General features: G+C 62.3%; 13 protein-coding genes. 4 read left to right on the forward strand and 9 right to left on the reverse strand.

Going from position 1 to position 14,979, the window contains the following annotated elements; genetic code table 11:
* The first annotated feature begins 19 nt into the window (after positions 1–19).
* A complete protein-coding gene (locus DGA31_RS09015) occupies positions 20–871 on the forward strand; it encodes a shikimate dehydrogenase (protein ID WP_161959175.1) in 852 nt (283 codons plus the stop codon).
* Positions 872–1,123: 252 nt separating this feature from the next.
* Here the strand turns inward: DGA31_RS09015 and DGA31_RS09020 are convergent, their stop codons facing one another.
* On the reverse strand, positions 1,124–1,795 hold the full coding sequence (locus tag DGA31_RS09020; RefSeq protein WP_056839962.1) for a TetR/AcrR family transcriptional regulator: 672 nt from the start codon (positions 1,793–1,795) through the stop codon (positions 1,124–1,126).
* Between the two features lie 160 nt (positions 1,796–1,955).
* On the reverse strand, positions 1,956–3,881 hold the full coding sequence (quiC, locus tag DGA31_RS09025) for a 3-dehydroshikimate dehydratase QuiC (protein WP_109512302.1): 1,926 nt from the start codon (positions 3,879–3,881) through the stop codon (positions 1,956–1,958).
* Between the two features lie 608 nt (positions 3,882–4,489).
* Here quiC and DGA31_RS09030 point away from each other — a divergent pair.
* Positions 4,490–5,818 carry an MFS transporter gene (locus DGA31_RS09030; protein WP_056839964.1) on the forward strand — a complete coding sequence of 443 codons (1,329 nt, stop codon included), beginning with the start codon at positions 4,490–4,492 and terminating at the stop codon, positions 5,816–5,818.
* A gap of 286 nt (positions 5,819–6,104) precedes the next feature.
* Here DGA31_RS09030 and DGA31_RS09035 read toward each other — a convergent pair whose 3' ends face one another.
* On the reverse strand, positions 6,105–6,989 hold the full coding sequence (locus DGA31_RS09035; protein WP_109512303.1) for a DMT family transporter: 885 nt from the start codon (positions 6,987–6,989) through the stop codon (positions 6,105–6,107).
* A gap of 428 nt (positions 6,990–7,417) precedes the next feature.
* Between DGA31_RS09035 and DGA31_RS09045 the strand changes: the two genes are divergently transcribed.
* Entirely contained in the window at positions 7,418–8,677 is a 1,260-nt protein-coding gene (locus DGA31_RS09045; protein ID WP_109512305.1) for an OprD family porin, read from the forward strand.
* A gap of 65 nt (positions 8,678–8,742) precedes the next feature.
* Here the strand turns inward: DGA31_RS09045 and DGA31_RS09050 are convergent, their stop codons facing one another.
* Complete coding sequence (locus DGA31_RS09050; RefSeq protein ID WP_056839967.1) at positions 8,743–9,702, reverse strand: AraC family transcriptional regulator; 960 nt, start codon at positions 9,700–9,702, stop codon at positions 8,743–8,745.
* A 311-nt stretch (positions 9,703–10,013) separates the two neighbouring features.
* Here DGA31_RS09050 and DGA31_RS09055 point away from each other — a divergent pair, with 311 nt between their 5' ends.
* A complete protein-coding gene (locus DGA31_RS09055; RefSeq protein WP_109512306.1) occupies positions 10,014–10,409 on the forward strand; it encodes a hypothetical protein in 396 nt (131 codons plus the stop codon).
* 39 nt (positions 10,410–10,448) lie between these two features.
* Here DGA31_RS09055 and DGA31_RS09060 read toward each other — a convergent pair whose 3' ends face one another.
* From DGA31_RS09060 to DGA31_RS09080, 5 genes are all read right to left on the reverse strand, one after another.
* Complete coding sequence (locus DGA31_RS09060) at positions 10,449–10,772, reverse strand: hypothetical protein (RefSeq protein WP_056839969.1); 324 nt, start codon at positions 10,770–10,772, stop codon at positions 10,449–10,451.
* A 99-nt stretch (positions 10,773–10,871) separates the two neighbouring features.
* Complete coding sequence (locus tag DGA31_RS09065) at positions 10,872–11,495, reverse strand: NIPSNAP family protein (RefSeq protein WP_109512307.1); 624 nt, start codon at positions 11,493–11,495, stop codon at positions 10,872–10,874.
* Positions 11,496–11,497: 2 nt separating this feature from the next.
* Positions 11,498–12,796, reverse strand: a complete 1,299-nt coding sequence (locus tag DGA31_RS09070; protein WP_056839971.1) for an MFS transporter — start codon at positions 12,794–12,796, stop codon at positions 11,498–11,500.
* 199 nt (positions 12,797–12,995) lie between these two features.
* A complete protein-coding gene (locus DGA31_RS09075; RefSeq protein WP_109512309.1) occupies positions 12,996–14,231 on the reverse strand; it encodes an OprD family outer membrane porin in 1,236 nt (411 codons plus the stop codon).
* Positions 14,232–14,493: 262 nt separating this feature from the next.
* On the reverse strand, positions 14,494–14,979 hold the full coding sequence (locus tag DGA31_RS09080) for a flavin reductase (protein WP_056839973.1): 486 nt from the start codon (positions 14,977–14,979) through the stop codon (positions 14,494–14,496).

Below are 14,979 nucleotides of genomic sequence, written 5' to 3' on the forward strand. Positions count from 1 at the left end.
GATTGCCCCCATGACCCAGATTCAATCCCCTTCCGTGCTTGCAGGCCTGATCGGCTCCGGCATCCAGGCCTCGCGCACTCCGGCGTTGCATGAGCACGAAGGCGACGCCCAAGGCCTGCGCTACCTGTACCGCCTGATCGACATCGATGCATTGGGGCTCGACAGCAGTGCCCTGCCCGCCTTGCTGGAAGGCGCGCGCACCAGCGGTTTTACCGGCTTGAACATTACCTTTCCCTGCAAGCAGGCGGTCATCCCGTTGCTGGATGAGCTGTCGCCCGAAGCCCGGGGTATTGGCGCGGTCAACACGGTGGTATTCAAGGGCGGCAAGCGTATAGGGCACAACACCGATTGCCTGGGCTTTGCCGAAGGCTTCAAGCGCGGCCTGCAAGACGCTCCGCGCCGGTATGTGGTGCAAATGGGCGCCGGCGGTGCCGGTGCGGCCGTGGCCCATGCCTTACTGAGTGCTGGCGTCGAGCACCTGGTGATTTTCGAGGTCGAGCCGCAACGCGCCCAAGGCCTGGTGGACAACCTCAACGCCCACTTCGGCGCCGGCCGTGCCCAGGTCGGCCTCGACCTGGCAGGCTCGGTGGCCGAGGCCGACGGGCTGGTCAACACCACGCCGGTGGGCATGACCAAGCTGCCGGGCATGCCCTTGCCGGCCGAACACCTGCACAGCGGGTTGTGGGTGGCCGATATCATTTACTTCCCGCTGGAAACCGAACTGCTGCGCCAGGCGCGCAGCCTGGGCTGCCGCACGCTGGACGGCACCACCATGGCGGTGTTCCAGGCGGTCAAGGCCTTCGAGCTGTTCAGTGGCCGGCCGGCCGATGCCGAGCGGATGATGGCGCACTTTCACGCCATGCCGGATTGACCGTTCATCCCTCGCTGCCAAGGCGGCGCGCCAAGGCGGCGCGCAGTCGTGCAGCACTGTAGGAGCGCGCTCTGCCGGAATGCCGGACCACCGCGACCGGCTGCGTTAGCAGTCGTAAATTTTCAGCGTCTGTACAATTTTTGCGAGCGCTAACGCACTCGGTCGCGGGCAAGCGCGCTCCTACAGAGGTGAATTTGATAGCCAGTAGAATCAGTATGCTTGATGAGAGCGGCAGCGGCCGTGAAAAACGCCCTACCGCTGCAGATACCGCAACACCGCATCGCAGATCATCGTCTTGTGGCGCTGCTTGCGCTGCTCCTCTGACAGGTCGATCTTGAAGATCGCCCCCAGCGTGTGCCGGTTCGACACCCGGTGGAAACAGAACGAGGTCATCAGCATGTGCAGGTCCACGGCGTCCACGCCCTGGCGAAACACTCCGCTGGCCTCACCCCGGCGCAGAATGTCATCCAGTGTCTTGATGGTGTTCTGGCTCTTGGCATGAATGGTCTCGGACTGCTTGACGTTCTCGCCGTTGAGCAGGTTCTCGTTGCACACGATGCGCACGAAATCGACATTGCGATCATGGTGATCGAAGGTGAACTCCACCAGCCGCAGGATGGCCGCATGCGGCTCCAGGTCGGTGAGGTTCATCAGGCTTTCGGTGTTGCGAATGTCACCGTAGAGTTTTTCCAGCACGTCGACGTACAACTGCTCCTTGCTGCCGAAGTAGTAATAGATCATGCGCTTGGATGTCTGGGTACGCTCGGCAATGGCGTCGACCCGTGCGCCTGACAAGCCCCTGGCAACAAACTCGGTAACGGCTGCCTGAAGAATGTCTTCACGGGTCTTTTCAGGGTTGTTCTTGCGGCTCTTGCGCACAGCCTCCTGGGGCACGGGCGCAGCGGAGTCGGTAATTGTATTCATTATTGGCTCACGACCACGGTAGAACGGTCGATTATGAGCCCCCGCCCCTGCTGGATGGAAGCTGCAGAGCACGCCGACTCATCAACGGCCTCCCGACAAATGTAAAAAAGCGTGACGATGCTGCCTCGACAGCACCGCCACCGACCTCGACAGCCTGCGATCAGAGCCGCGCGCGTGGCGCCGCCCCTGTACGGGCCTTGGCCATCGCCGCCAGACGCACCGGCACGTTGGCCGCACCGTAGCCGGCATAGCCATTCTTGCGCTGCAATATCTCGAAGAAGAAGCGCCCGTCGAAGGCATCGGTGTAGACATGAAACAGCTCGCCAGCCTGGCTATCACGGTCGTAAAGCACGTTGTAATAGGCCAGCTCGCTGAGGAACTCGTCGTCGAAGTCCAGCCGTGCAGCCAGGTCATCGTAGTAGTTCAGCGGAATTTCCAGCAGTGGCACTCCGGCCTCCTTGGCGCGACGCACCTCGGCAAAGATGTCTTCGCAGTCAAAGGCGATGTGGTGCACACCCGAACCGCGATAGGTCGATACCGCATGAGAGATGGCCGTATTGCGGTTCTCGGAGATGTTCAGCGGCAGGCGTACGCTGCTGCAACGGCTGCGCAGGGCACGGCTCTTGACCAGTCCGTAGGGATCGGGCAACACCACTTCGTCATCGGCCTCGAAGTCCAGCAGGCCCTTGTAGAACAACACCCAGCTGTCGAGGCTCTCGGCCGGCAACGCCATGGCCATATGGTCGATGCGCTGCAGGCCGCCGGTGACCGGCGCCTGCGGATTGACCACAAAATCGCTGTCGTAGATCGACTGCCCGGGAGCTGCGCCTTCGATCAGGTAGATCAGGCTGCCATCGGGGGCGCGCACGGCCGGGATCTCGCGCTCGTTCGGCCCGACCAGCCCACGGTAAGGCTGGCCCTTGAATGCCTGCGCACGCTCCAGCGCCTGGGCGGCATTGTCGACCCGCAGGGCCGTGGCGCACAGCGAGGGGCCATGCACCTCGAAAAAGCTGTGGGCAAACGAGTAGGGCTCGGCATTGAGCACGATACGGATATCGCCCTGCCCCAGCAGCCTGACCGCCTTGGAGCGATGCGCGCCCAACCGGGCAAAGCCCAGGCGCTCCAGCCAGCCCTCCAGGCGGGCACTCTGGGTCTCGTCCACGGCAAATTCGAGAAACTCCACGCCATCGAGCTGGCTGGCCGGCGGTGGGTTGAACAGCAGCTCATTGGACACCGGTGCTGCCGGTTGCTGGGGGAGCTGTTCGCTGGCCAGCAACTGGCGGGTCTTTTCTTCCAGATACAGCAGCGAGCGCAGGCCGTCGGCGGCATTGGCGCGGGTAGGCGCGGCGCGGAAACCGTCGTTGAAAACCTCCAGCGACAGCGGACCGGTGTAGCCACTGCGCAGAATCGGTGCCAGGAAACCCGGCAGGTCGAACTCGCCCTGACCGGGGAAGCAACGGAAATGCCGACTCCACTCCAGCACATCCATCGCCAGGATCGGCGCATCGGCCATCTGCACGAAAAAGATCTTGTCGCCGGGAATCTGCGCGATTGCACTCGGGTCACCCTTGAGCGACAGGGTATGGAAGCTGTCGAGCAAGACGCCCAGCGCCGGATGGTCGACCTCGCGCACCAGCGCCCAGACCTGCTGCCAGGTGTTGACGTGACGCCCCCAGGCCAGGGCTTCATAGCCGATGCGCAGCTTGCGGGCGCCGGCGCGTTCGGCCAGCAGGTTCAGGTCATCGCGCAGGATGGTGTGGTCACCCAGCGAGTCGGCGGCGGCGTTGCTGCACACCAGCACCAGGTCGGTGCCCAACTCCTGCATCAGGTCGAACTTGCGCTCGGCGCGATCAAGATTGCGCGCCAGGCGGTCGCGGCGGCAGCCTTCAAAATCGCGAAACGGCTGGAACAGGGTGATGGCCAGGCCCAGGTCGGCGCACATCTGCCGGATGTTGCGCGGGCTGCCGTCGTAGTACAGAAGGTCATTCTCGAAAATCTCGACGCCGTCAAAGCCGGCGGCGGCGATGGCTTCGAGCTTTTCCGGCAAGGTACCGCTCAAGCAAACGGTGGCAATGGAACGCTGCATGTTGTTGTTCTCCTGGACGAGCGCGACCGTGCAGGGTCGCCACTGGATTGCACCGCATGCAAGGCGGTCAACGGCCTTGATTATGGATGCAGTGTGAGTATTTCGCTGTCAAAATACACGAGCAACACAATATGTACGAACTGGTTAGTTTTTCGTTCGGTTATCGAACAAAACCGATTTTGCTCGATTGACGATATATTCGCCAACGCCCACCATCTGTTTCGCCGTGCGAAAACGATCTTTATCCTTTATTCGACACGCACTGCCCAGTTTTGCGCTGCACCCGATGAACCTCCATAACAATTTCAAAAACAGGATTACTACCCATGCGCGCCCTTCCCGAGTTCTCCGTACACCCGCTTGGCATTCCCGAGACTTCGAGTAGACGAACCCGTTCGGCCATTTTAATGGCTGCACCTACGTTCGCCTGATAGCAATTTGCGCGCTCGCCTGCGCCTGATCTGTCAGAATTCGCGCCTCGCCTGCCTGCCACTTGTTCTGGCCGGCACGATGCCACGAACCGCCCTGACGGCTTCCGGCCACTGCGGGTAGTTTCTCAGTCCGGCTGACGCCCCTGGCGCAGTCCTGGTACGGATGATCGAACCATCATGCTCAACACCCAATCCAATCCTCTGGCCAGCGCTGCGCGTGCCGGTATCGGTGAAAAGGTCCGCGGCGCCCTCGCCGTCGGCAAGACCCGCTGGGGCATGCTCGCCCTGGTGTTCTTCGCCACCACCCTGAACTACATCGACCGCGCCGCCCTGGGCGTCATGCAGCCCATCCTTGCCAAGGAAATGAGCTGGACGACGATGGACTATGCCAACATCAACTTCTGGTTCCAGGTTGGCTACGCCATCGGCTTTCTGCTGCAAGGCCGCTTCATCGACAAGGTCGGCGTCAAGCGCGCCTTCTTCCTGGCGGTGCTGCTCTGGAGCCTGGCGACCGGCGCTCACGGCCTGGCCACTTCGGCGGTCGGCTTCATGGTCTGCCGGTTCATCCTGGGCCTGACCGAAGCGGCCAACTACCCGGCCTGCGTGAAGACCACGCGCCTGTGGTTCCCGGCCGGCGAACGCGCCGTGGCCACCGGCATCTTCAACGCCGGCACCAACGTCGGCGCCATGATCACTCCTGCGCTGCTGCCGATCATCCTCAGTGTCTGGGGCTGGCAGGCCGCCTTTATGGCCATGGGTTTCCTGGGCTTGTTCTGGGTCGTCACCTGGCGCCTGAAGTACTACAACCCTGAAGAGCACCCGACCGTCAGCCAGGCCGAACTGGACTACATCAACAAGGATGTGGAGCCGGAGCCGGTCAAAGTGCCGTTCTCGCACATCCTGAAGATGCGCGGCACCTGGGCCTTCGCCCTGGCCTACTCGATTACCGCACCGGTGTTCTGGTTCTACCTGTACTGGCTGCCACCGTTCCTGAACCAGCAATACAACCTGGGCATCAGCGTGACGCAGATGGGGATTCCGCTGATCCTGATCTGGCTCACCGCCGACTTCGGCAGCATCGGTGGCGGCGTGCTGTCGTCATGGCTGATCGGCCGCGGCGTGAAAGCGACCAAGGCACGCCTGGTGTCGATGCTGATCTTTGCCCTGACCATCTGCAGCGTGGTGTTCGCCGCCAACGCCAGCGGCCTGTGGGTTGCGGTACTGGCCATCTCGCTGGCGGTCGGCGCCCACCAGGCCTGGACGGCCAACATCTGGAGCCTGGTGATGGACTACACGCCCAAGCACCTGATGAGCACCGTGTTCGGCTTTGGCGGCATGTGCGCCGCGATCGGCGGGATGTTCATGACCCAGATCGTCGGCGCCGTACTGACCGCCACCAACAACAACTACAGCATCCTGTTCACCATGATCCCGGCGATGTACTTCATTGCCCTGACCTGGATGTACTTCATGGCCCCGCGCGAAGTGCCGGACATGAATAAATAAGCCTGTAAATGGCAAATGAACAAGGCCCGGTGATGCGAATCACCGGGCCTTTTTTATGGTCTCTGCGTTACACCAACCCTGTGTGAGGGCTTTCCAGGCGCGTGATTCTAAAGGCCTCATCGCCGGCAAGCCGCCTCCCACGGACTGGAGGCGGTGTCGTGAAAGCCGGCCTGACTGCTCGTGACTGTCGCGTCAAACCGCTTCTGTGAGAGGCGGCTTGCCGGCGAAAGCGATGTAACAGACGCCGCAACGCCCCCTCACAACCGATCCCGGCAACAACCCGGAATCACTTCTTGCGCCGCTGCTGCCAGGCCGCAGCCAGGCCGCTCAGGCAGATGATCGCAATGCCGATCTGGGCATCCAGCGGTGGCATGTGATCGAACACCAGCCAGCCCAGCAGCCCGGCAAACACGATCTGGCAATAGCTGAACGGTGCCAGCATGGCCGGTGCCGCGTAGCGGAACGCCTGGGTCAGCAGCAAGTGCGCGCCCATGCCGCAGGCACCGAGGGCCAGCAGGAACGGCCAGTGCTTGAATTCCGGCGTCTCCCAGAAGAACGGCACGATCGCACTCATGACCAGGGTATTGAACAACCCGGCAAAGAAATTGCTGGTGGTCGGGCTGTCATACGGACTCACCAGCCGGGTCAGCAACTGATACAGGGCAAAACACAGCGCTGACGACAACGGCAGCAGAATCGCCGGCGTGAACAGCTGGCCACCCGGGTGAATGATCACCATCACCCCGATGAACCCCACGATCACCGCACACCACTGGCCACGGGTCACGTGCTCGTGCAACAGCGGCACCGACAACGCCGTCACCAGCAAGGGCGCCAGGAAGTTGACCGCTGTCGCCTCGGCCTGCGGAATGAACAACAGGCTGCTGGTGAACAACAGGCTGGTGCCCAGCAGGGCCAGCGCGCGCAGCACCTGGAACAGCGGGCGCTTGGTGCGCAACACCCGCAGGCCCGACGAAGGCATGAAGATGAAGGCCATCAGCAGCGTATGCACCACATAGCGCGCCCAGACCACCAGGATGACCGGATAGAAGCCTGACAGGTACTTGGACAACGTGTCATGGCTGGCAAACAGAAAGGTAGCCAGCAGAATGAAACTGATCCCCTTGAGGGGATGATTGACGCCGGACACAGGCGTACTGGTCGTGCTCATGGGTCTTCCTTAGGCTCTGTACGTAAAGTGGCTGCGCTCGGCCATGCTGCGTTAAAAATCGACTCGCAATGCTCATTGACACGTGTCAACTGCGCTTGCTCGCCGCTTTTTGCCTTGCCTGACCTTCGCTCACCGACTTTTCGTACAGAGCCTAGGCTCTTTATGAACAGCAGGGATAAATCGGCAGGCAAGGCATTGGACAGGCAAGGACTGTTATAGCTGACAGTCGGTTTGCCGCCCTGTTCTACAAGCGTCTCAGGCCGTTGTTCCCGCGTCTGCGCTGAAATGTTCTAACCGGTTAATTAACGTGCGATAATCGCACCTTACCGTTTTCCGTCAATTGCAGGCCGCGTCCATGCGCAGCACTATTTCAACCAGCAACACGGCATCCGTCTCACTCGACCTATAACTACAAAAAAGGCATCGCCATGCATTTTTCCCCTTTCCGTACGACCAAGGGCAGCTTCTGCGTTCTGTTCACCGCCACCGCCTTGATCCCGACCCTCGGCCACGCCGCAGGCTTTGTCGAAGACGCCAAGGTCGGCTTGAACCTACGCAACTTCTTTATCAATCGCAACTTCGTCGACCCGGCCAATGCCCAGAGCGGCGCACAGGAATGGACGCAGAACTTCATCCTCGATGCCCGCTCCGGCTTTACCCAAGGCACGGTCGGTTTCGGCGCCGATGTCCTGGGCATGTACTCGCTCAAGCTGGACGGTGGCAAGGGTTCGGGCGGCACGCAACTGTTGCCGATTCACAGCGACGGGCGCCCTGCCGATGACTTCGGACGCCTGGCGGTGGCCGGCAAGGCACGCTTTTCGAAAACCGAGCTGAAAGTCGGTGAATGGATGCCGGTGCTGCCGATCCTGCGTTCCGACGACGGTCGTTCGCTGCCGCAGACGTTCCAGGGCGCACAGATCACCTCCAAGGAAATCGACGGCGTGACCCTGTATGGCGGTCAGTTCCGCGCCAACAGCCCACGCAACGACGCGAGCATGGAAGACATGTTCATGAACGGCCGGGCCGGCATCACCTCGGACCGCTTCAACTTCGCCGCCGGCGAATACAGCTTTAACGAAAAGCGCACCTCGGTCGGCGTCTGGTATGCGCAGCTCGAAGACATCTACCACCAGCAGTACTACAACGTGCAGCACAGCCAGCCCGTGGGCAACTGGGTGCTGGGCGCCAACCTGGGCTACTTCGTCGGCAAGGACGACGGCCAGTCACTGGCCGGCAACCTGGACAACAAAACCGCGTCAGCCATGCTCTCGGCCCGTTATGGCGGCAGCACCTTCTATGTGGGCCTGCAGAAAGTCAGCGGCGACAACCTGTGGATGCGCGTCAACGGCACCAGTGGCGGCACCCTGGCCAACGACAGCTATAACTCCAGCTTCGACAATGCCAAGGAGCGCTCCTGGCAGTTGCGCCATGATTATGATTTCAGCGCCCTGGGCGTGCCAGGCCTGACCCTGATGAACCGCTACATCAGCGGTGACAACGTGCACACCGGCGCCATCACCGACGGCGAAGAATGGGCACGCGAGTCGGAGCTGGCCTATGTCTTCCAGCAAGGCACGTTCAAGAGCCTGAGCCTGAAATGGCGCAACTCGACCATGCGCCGCGACTACAGCACCAACCAGTTCGACGAAAACCGGGTGATCGTCAGCTACCCGATCTCGATCCTGTAACCTGCCCTTGCTGCGCAGGAACCGCTTCAGCGGCGAGCATCTGCCGATCCCCGCTGAAGCGACGCCTACGCAGACCGCCGCTTCAGCGTATCGGAAGGCAGTTCGCCAAAACTGTTGCGGTAGCTTTCGGAAAAGCGCCCCAGGTGCAGAAAGCCATAGTCCATGGCCAGTTCGGTAATGTTGCGCACCCGGCAGTCCGGGTCCTTGAGGCAGGCATGGATGCGCTGCAGCTTGCGCTGGCGCACATAGAGTTTCGGCGTCACCCCGGCATGGCGCTCGAACAGGCCATACAGGCTGCGCAGGCTGACCCCGGCCTGGCCGGCCAGGGCCTCAATGTCGATATCCTGCTTGAGGTTGCGTTCGATGTAGTCGCTGATGCGCTCGAACACGGCCGATGAGCCGACCAGGCATTCGCGGCTGACGTTGGTCTTCATCAGGGTCAGCATCTTGCTGGCGACAATCTGCGCGTAATGCTCCTGCACCCGCAGCAGTTGCTCTTCGGCCTCGGCCTCCTGGCACACCATCGACAGCAAATTGACGAAGCCATCCAGGCACGGCAGCTGATAGCGGTTTTCAGTGAAACGTACGCCATCACGCGGGTGCTGCCAGCGCTGCTCGGCACACACCGACTCGATCAGGCTCACAGGCATTTTCAGGATGAATTTTTCGCAGTCGTCCGAATAGGTCAGGTCCACAGGATCATCGGGGTTGATCAACAGCAGCTCGCCCGGGGCAAAGTAGTGCTCCTGGCCATGCCCGCGCCACAGGCAATGGCCGCGCAACAGGATCTGCATGTGAAAAATGGTTTCCAGCGCCGGCGAGGTCACCCGCACGCCGCCACCATAGCTGATGCGGCACAGGTCCAGATTGGCGAACTGGCGATGGTTCAGGCTGGCTTCGGGACGGCCAACGGCCGGCATGCGGATGTTGTGCATGCCAACGTGCTGATTGACGTAACTCGACACCGCGTGGGGGTCGGCACGGTCGAACACCCGACTGCGCTCACTGAGCAGGCGACTATCCATAAGGCAAGGCACTCTTTAATTATTCTTGTCGGGCTGGGCCTGGCATCACGGGGCAACATGCAAGGCACAGGCTCATCAGGTCACGGCGCTCTGTCGGCCCGCTGCGTGCAGTTCGCGTAGGTCAGGCTTACTGCATGATGGCCAGAGTACGGTCGGCTGGCGACCACCGTCAATCGAGCACTCACGCTATGTGGGCGGTAATCGGACGGCGCTAGCCTGCCTATCCTCATGCAGGTGTCTGGCAAGCACCTTACAGCGCTACAGCGGCTTACCCCTATTCACATTTGGATACGAATGGCTATGCTGGGCGCATGAGCCAGCCCCCGATTCGTCCGCCCTGCCCGCCTGGCGCCTGCGATTGCAGGCGTGAGCAGTTGCAGGCGGCCGGCACCGACCCACGCATCCTGCTGCTGACCCGCGAGCAGGAGCACAAACTGCTCGAGCGCCTGGAAAACGTCGAAACCCTGGAGCAGTTGCAGCATCTGCAACAGCGCATTTTCGATCAGTTGGGGCTACGAGTGCATATTGCGCCAGGCCCGAACGAGGTCAAGACCATGCGCGGCATCAGCATTCAGATGGACCCGGTGCCGGGCCTGTGCCGCAAGACCCGCGCAGCGATCCCGGCGGCCATACGCCGTGGCCTTGAGAGGCGTCCGCACATTGCCTGGGACCTGCTCAACACCTTCGACCTGCTGCGCGATGCCTGACTGACGCCGGACCTTGCGCCCGGCGTACAGATCAACGACTCAGCGGTTCGACAGCAGACGCTTGATGATCAGGCCGACACCGACGGCAATCGCCGCCGACTTGACCGGATTGGCCTTCACATAAACGGTCACCTGCTCGACCTTCGACGGGCCGGCCAGCGGGCATGGCGCTTTGGGCTTGAGCAGGCCTTCGGCACGGTCCAGCAATTGCCCCAGCAAGTGACGCGATTGCGGTCCGCGATCGGCGCCGATCGAACGGCCGCGCTTGAGCAGCGCATCGGCCTCGTCCAGAAAGGTGCTCAATTCCGAGCGGGTCTTGACCTTGAGGTCGGTGGCCAGTTTGTCAGTGATATCGCGTGCCATGAGCTGTACCTGATGAGTGGAGATAAAACGTTGACTGCCGGGTGCAGGGCTTCGTTCCGTTGATCCACACAGGCGAACACGGGCAGGCGAGCCTGCCGGTCATGCCAACGGCGAAAACCCCGCCGGCAGATACACCACCGAGTTCATCTCCTTGAGCTGCGGCCCGGAGTTCTCCGGCGGCCAGACGCCGTCCTGTACCGCCCGGGTGCGCACATCCAGGCGTTGTTCCAGGCTTGCATAGGGCCAGATGTGCAGGTAGCGCGGCACGCGGCCACTGGTGGCATAGAACGCGGCATACACCGCCGAGTAGCCATCAGCGGTGCGCGGGCCGACCGCTTTGTGCCAGCCCTCCAGGGTCGGCGCCAGGCCCGAGGTCACCAGGTTGTATTCGCGCAACTCGTAAAACGGCCCGTGCTTGCCCGGCGCCAGCGGCTCCAGAAAGGGAAACAGCCGGTAGTCGTCGATCTGCTGGTCGAGCACGAATTCGCCAATGCCGAAGGCATCGGGGGCCAGCAGCACCCGCTCGCGCTCAGCCTGGCGGGCGTCATTGCTGGTAAAGCCGCGCAGCACGGCGACGGTGTTTTGCGGGCCGATTTCCGAGAGCCAGCAACCGACCAGGCTCACGCCCTCGCCCGCTTCGGCCAGGGCCGCTTGCAGGCGCGGCAGGGCCTGGGCCGGGGTGCGCACGCGCAGGGTGAAACGGATCAGTTCGTACAGGTGCATGGTCACTCCAGCGCAGGGGCAGGTTTCGAGGGGGACGCGTGGGCATGACGCGACATGGTCAACAGGGTCAGGCTGGTCACGGTGCCGAACAGCAGCAGCATCACCGACACCGGCCACACCGCATGCACCGTGGCAAACAGCGCGGTGGCGATCAGCGGGGCAAAGCCGCCGGCAAAGATCGAGGCGATTTCATGCCCCAGGGCCAACCCGGTGTAGCGCACATGGGTCGGGAACAATTCGGCCATCAAGGCCGGCTGGGTGCCGATCATCGCCCCGTGGCTGACCGGCAGGCCGAGCACCAGCGCCAGGTACACCAGCAGCGGGTCATGAGTGTCGAACAGCCAGAAGAACGGAAAGGCCAGCGCCACCAGGCTCAGCGAGCCGAAGGCGTACACCGCCCGGCGCCCGACAATGTCCGACAGCCAGCCCCAGAACAGGATGCTGAACGCCTCCAGCACCATGGCCAGCATCACGCCCATCAGCACGATCTGCGTCGACAGCCCGCTGAACTTGGCATAGGCCATGGAAAACGACAGGAAGATGTAAGCCCCGCCGTTTTCCGCCAGGCGCAGGCCCATGGCTTGCAACACCGCCTTGGGGTGCTCACGCAACACCTGCATGACGGGCAGGTGTTGCGTGGCCGATGTTTTTTGTTCGTTGAAGGCACGGCTTTCCGGCAGCCGATGGCGAATGTACAGGCCGACGCCGAAGATCAGCACGCTGGCCAGGAACGGGATACGCCAGCCCCAGCTCATGAAGCTGTCCTGGGGCAGCAGCTGCACCAGGTAAAAGGCCCCGGCCGACAGCACAAAACCGCCGCTGACCCCGAGCTGGCTGAACGAGGCATAGAAGCCGGCCTTGCCCGGCGGGGCGTTCTCGCTGAGCATCAGCACCCCGCCGCCCCACTCGCCGCCGGCAGCCACGCCCTGCACCAGGCGCAGCAGCACCAGCGCCAGCGGCGCCAGGTAACCGGCCTGCTCATAGGTGGGCAGTAACCCCATGAGGAAGGTCGCCAGGCCCATCATCGCCAGGGTGATGACCAGCGCCAGCTTGCGCCCGTGCCGGTCGCCTACATGGCCGAAGATGATGCCGCCGACCGGGCGGGCGACAAAGCCCACGGCAAAGCCGGCAAAGGCCCCCAGCGTGCCGAGCACAGGGTCCGTGCCGGCCGGAAAGAACAACGGCCCGAACACCAGCGCGGCCGCGGTGCCGTAGAGAAAGAAGTCGTACCATTCCAGCGCATTGCCGATCACCGAAGCGACCACGATGCGCCGCATGGGCGGGGTGCTGTGTGTTGTCATTCAACAGTGCTCCATTCAAGCGCGGGGGTGTAGGAGCGCGCTCTGCCCGCGACCGGCTGCGTTAGCAGTCGTAAAATTGTGGCGTTTCGCAGATTTTTGACGTGTTCACAGCTGTAAATCTGAGGCGTTTCGCAGATTTTACGACTGCTGCGCAGCCGGTCGCGGGCAAGCGCGCTCCTACAGGCCATCCGTGGGGGATCTACCAGAGCTTCCAGGTGTAGGTGGTGTAGAGCCGGTTCTCCTGGAAGTCATCGCCGAAGTTCTGCTGCACCAGGTAGTTCTTCCACTCCACGCCCAGGCCCTTGAGCGGACCGTTTTGCACCACGTAGCGCAGGGCCAGGTCGCGTTCGTTCTCGTGGCCGTCGGACAGGCCGGCGCGCTGGATGTCCTTGCCCTTGATGTAGCGGGTACTGAAGGTCAGCCCCGGCACGCCAAGGCCGGCGAAGTCATAGCTGTAGCCCAGGCCAACCGAGCGTTCCTGCGGGCGCATGAACGGCTGGTTGGCCCAGTTGAGCAGGTAGAACTGCGGGATATAGCCATTGGGCGTCGGGAAGATGCTGTCGCCGTACATGCGCTGGTAGGCCACGCTGAAACGGTGGCCGCCCTTGGTCAGGGCCAGGCCCGTGGACAGCGCACGGTTGTCGATTTCGCCGTTGAGCGCCTGGCCGTCCTCGTTGTTGTCGAACCAGCGCACATCGGTGCGCAACCTGTAGCCATTGCCCAGGTCGGCCTGGTGCATCAAGCCGTAGTAGTGCTGCTGGTAGATGTCATGCATCACGCCATAGAAGTAGCTGGCCTGCAGGTTGGGCAACAGGTTGTAAGTGGCGCCACCAAAATCCAGGCCCTTGCTGTCGAGGTTGTCGGTCGAACCGTACTTGTAGAACTTCTCGTGGTCCGACGACTCGCGCGTCACTGCCGACCAGAAGCGCCCGCCGGTCAGGGTCAGGTTGGGGATCTCCTTGCTCTCGATCACCGCGCCCTGGTAGATCGTGTCGAGCTGGCGGCTGGGGTCATGCCAGGCGATCGGCAGCTCCGGGCGCATGTCACCGACTTTCAGTTCGGTCTGCGAGTACTTCATCTTCAGCGTGGCACCGGCACGGCTGTAGTCGTCCGGGATGCCGTTGATGCGGTCATACGGCAACGTGCCGTCGTTGCCTTCGGAGTCCAGCACATACGCGTACTGGGCATCCAGGTCCAGGCCGAAGGCCAGCGGCGTTTCGGTGTAGCCGGAGGTGAACTGCAGGTCGAAACCTTGCGACCAGTTGCCGACCTTGCTGGTGGCGGCGCCACTCTCAGTGAAGTTGCGGTCCAGCCAGAGGTTTTTCATGTCGACTTTCAGATGACTGTCTTGCCAGACATCGGCGTGGGCCATGCCCATGCCGAGACCCAAGGCACTGGTGATGCCAATGCTGCGTGCAATGAACGAGGACAACATGTGACGGCTCCTGTCAGCCCGTGGGCTGTTTTTTTATGTGTTGTGAGCAGATCAACGAAGCGGAACTCGGCAGGCGAATCCGCGGCATGCTTCTAATGGCAAAGGCTCGCGAAAGACGGGGTCAGGCCCCGGCCCGGCATGGCGACATGCCGGGGTGTTTTATTGATGTGTTGTAGGACCGGCTTCAGCCGGGAAGTCGCGAACAGGCCGGCACGCTCAATATCACCAGCGCCCGACAGGCAGCATTCGCGACCGATGGTCGCTACAGGCTGCCCAGGCGGTGGTAGGCGCGGTTGAAGTACACCAGGCCTTCCTCGGCACCGCCCTGGCGCAGGCTCTGGATCTCGCAATAGAAAATGTTGTGCGAGCCCACTTCGTGCACCTGCGCGATGCGGCAATCGAAGTTGACCAGCGCTTCGAGCATCACCGGCGCACCGCTTTCCAGCGTGGTCCAGGCGGTGCTGGCAAAGCGTTGCTCCATGCTCAGCGCCTTGTTGGCAAACGCACCGGACAGTTCCTGGTGCGCACCGGTCAGCACGTTGACGCACAGGGTGCCGTTGGCCTTGAACTGGGCATTGGAGTTGGAGGTGCGGTTCATGCACACCAGCAACGTCGGTGGCGAATCGGTGACACTGCACACCGCAGACGCGGTAAAGCCGCAGCGCCCGGCAGGGCCGTCAGTGGTGATCACCGAGACGGCACCGCCCAGCAGGGCCATGGCATTGCGAAAATCGGTTACGTCGACCAT

The sequence above is a fragment of the Pseudomonas ovata genome, from assembly GCF_003131185.1.
Lineage (GTDB): Bacteria > Pseudomonadota > Gammaproteobacteria > Pseudomonadales > Pseudomonadaceae > Aquipseudomonas > Aquipseudomonas ovata.

Bases quoted from the DNA above. Each gene is read 5' to 3' on its own strand.
- DGA31_RS09055 (WP_109512306.1), top strand. From the start codon at position 10,014: ATGAGCCAGCCCCCGATTCGTCCGCCCTGCCCGCCTGGCGCCTGCGAT.
- DGA31_RS09065 (WP_109512307.1), bottom strand. From the start codon at position 11,495: ATGCACCTGTACGAACTGATCCGTTTCACCCTGCGCGTGCGCACCCCG.
- DGA31_RS09035 (WP_109512303.1), bottom strand. From the start codon at position 6,989: ATGAGCACGACCAGTACGCCTGTGTCCGGCGTCAATCATCCCCTCAAG.
- DGA31_RS09020 (WP_056839962.1), bottom strand. From the start codon at position 1,795: ATGAATACAATTACCGACTCCGCTGCGCCCGTGCCCCAGGAGGCTGTG.
- DGA31_RS09060 (WP_056839969.1), bottom strand. From the start codon at position 10,772: ATGGCACGCGATATCACTGACAAACTGGCCACCGACCTCAAGGTCAAG.
- quiC (WP_109512302.1), bottom strand. From the start codon at position 3,881: ATGCAGCGTTCCATTGCCACCGTTTGCTTGAGCGGTACCTTGCCGGAA.
- DGA31_RS09080 (WP_056839973.1), bottom strand. From the start codon at position 14,979: ATGGTCGACGTAACCGATTTTCGCAATGCCATGGCCCTGCTGGGCGGT.
- DGA31_RS09075 (WP_109512309.1), bottom strand. From the start codon at position 14,231: ATGTTGTCCTCGTTCATTGCACGCAGCATTGGCATCACCAGTGCCTTG.
- DGA31_RS09070 (WP_056839971.1), bottom strand. From the start codon at position 12,796: ATGACAACACACAGCACCCCGCCCATGCGGCGCATCGTGGTCGCTTCG.
- DGA31_RS09030 (WP_056839964.1), top strand. From the start codon at position 4,490: ATGCTCAACACCCAATCCAATCCTCTGGCCAGCGCTGCGCGTGCCGGT.
- DGA31_RS09050 (WP_056839967.1), bottom strand. From the start codon at position 9,702: ATGGATAGTCGCCTGCTCAGTGAGCGCAGTCGGGTGTTCGACCGTGCC.
- DGA31_RS09045 (WP_109512305.1), top strand. From the start codon at position 7,418: ATGCATTTTTCCCCTTTCCGTACGACCAAGGGCAGCTTCTGCGTTCTG.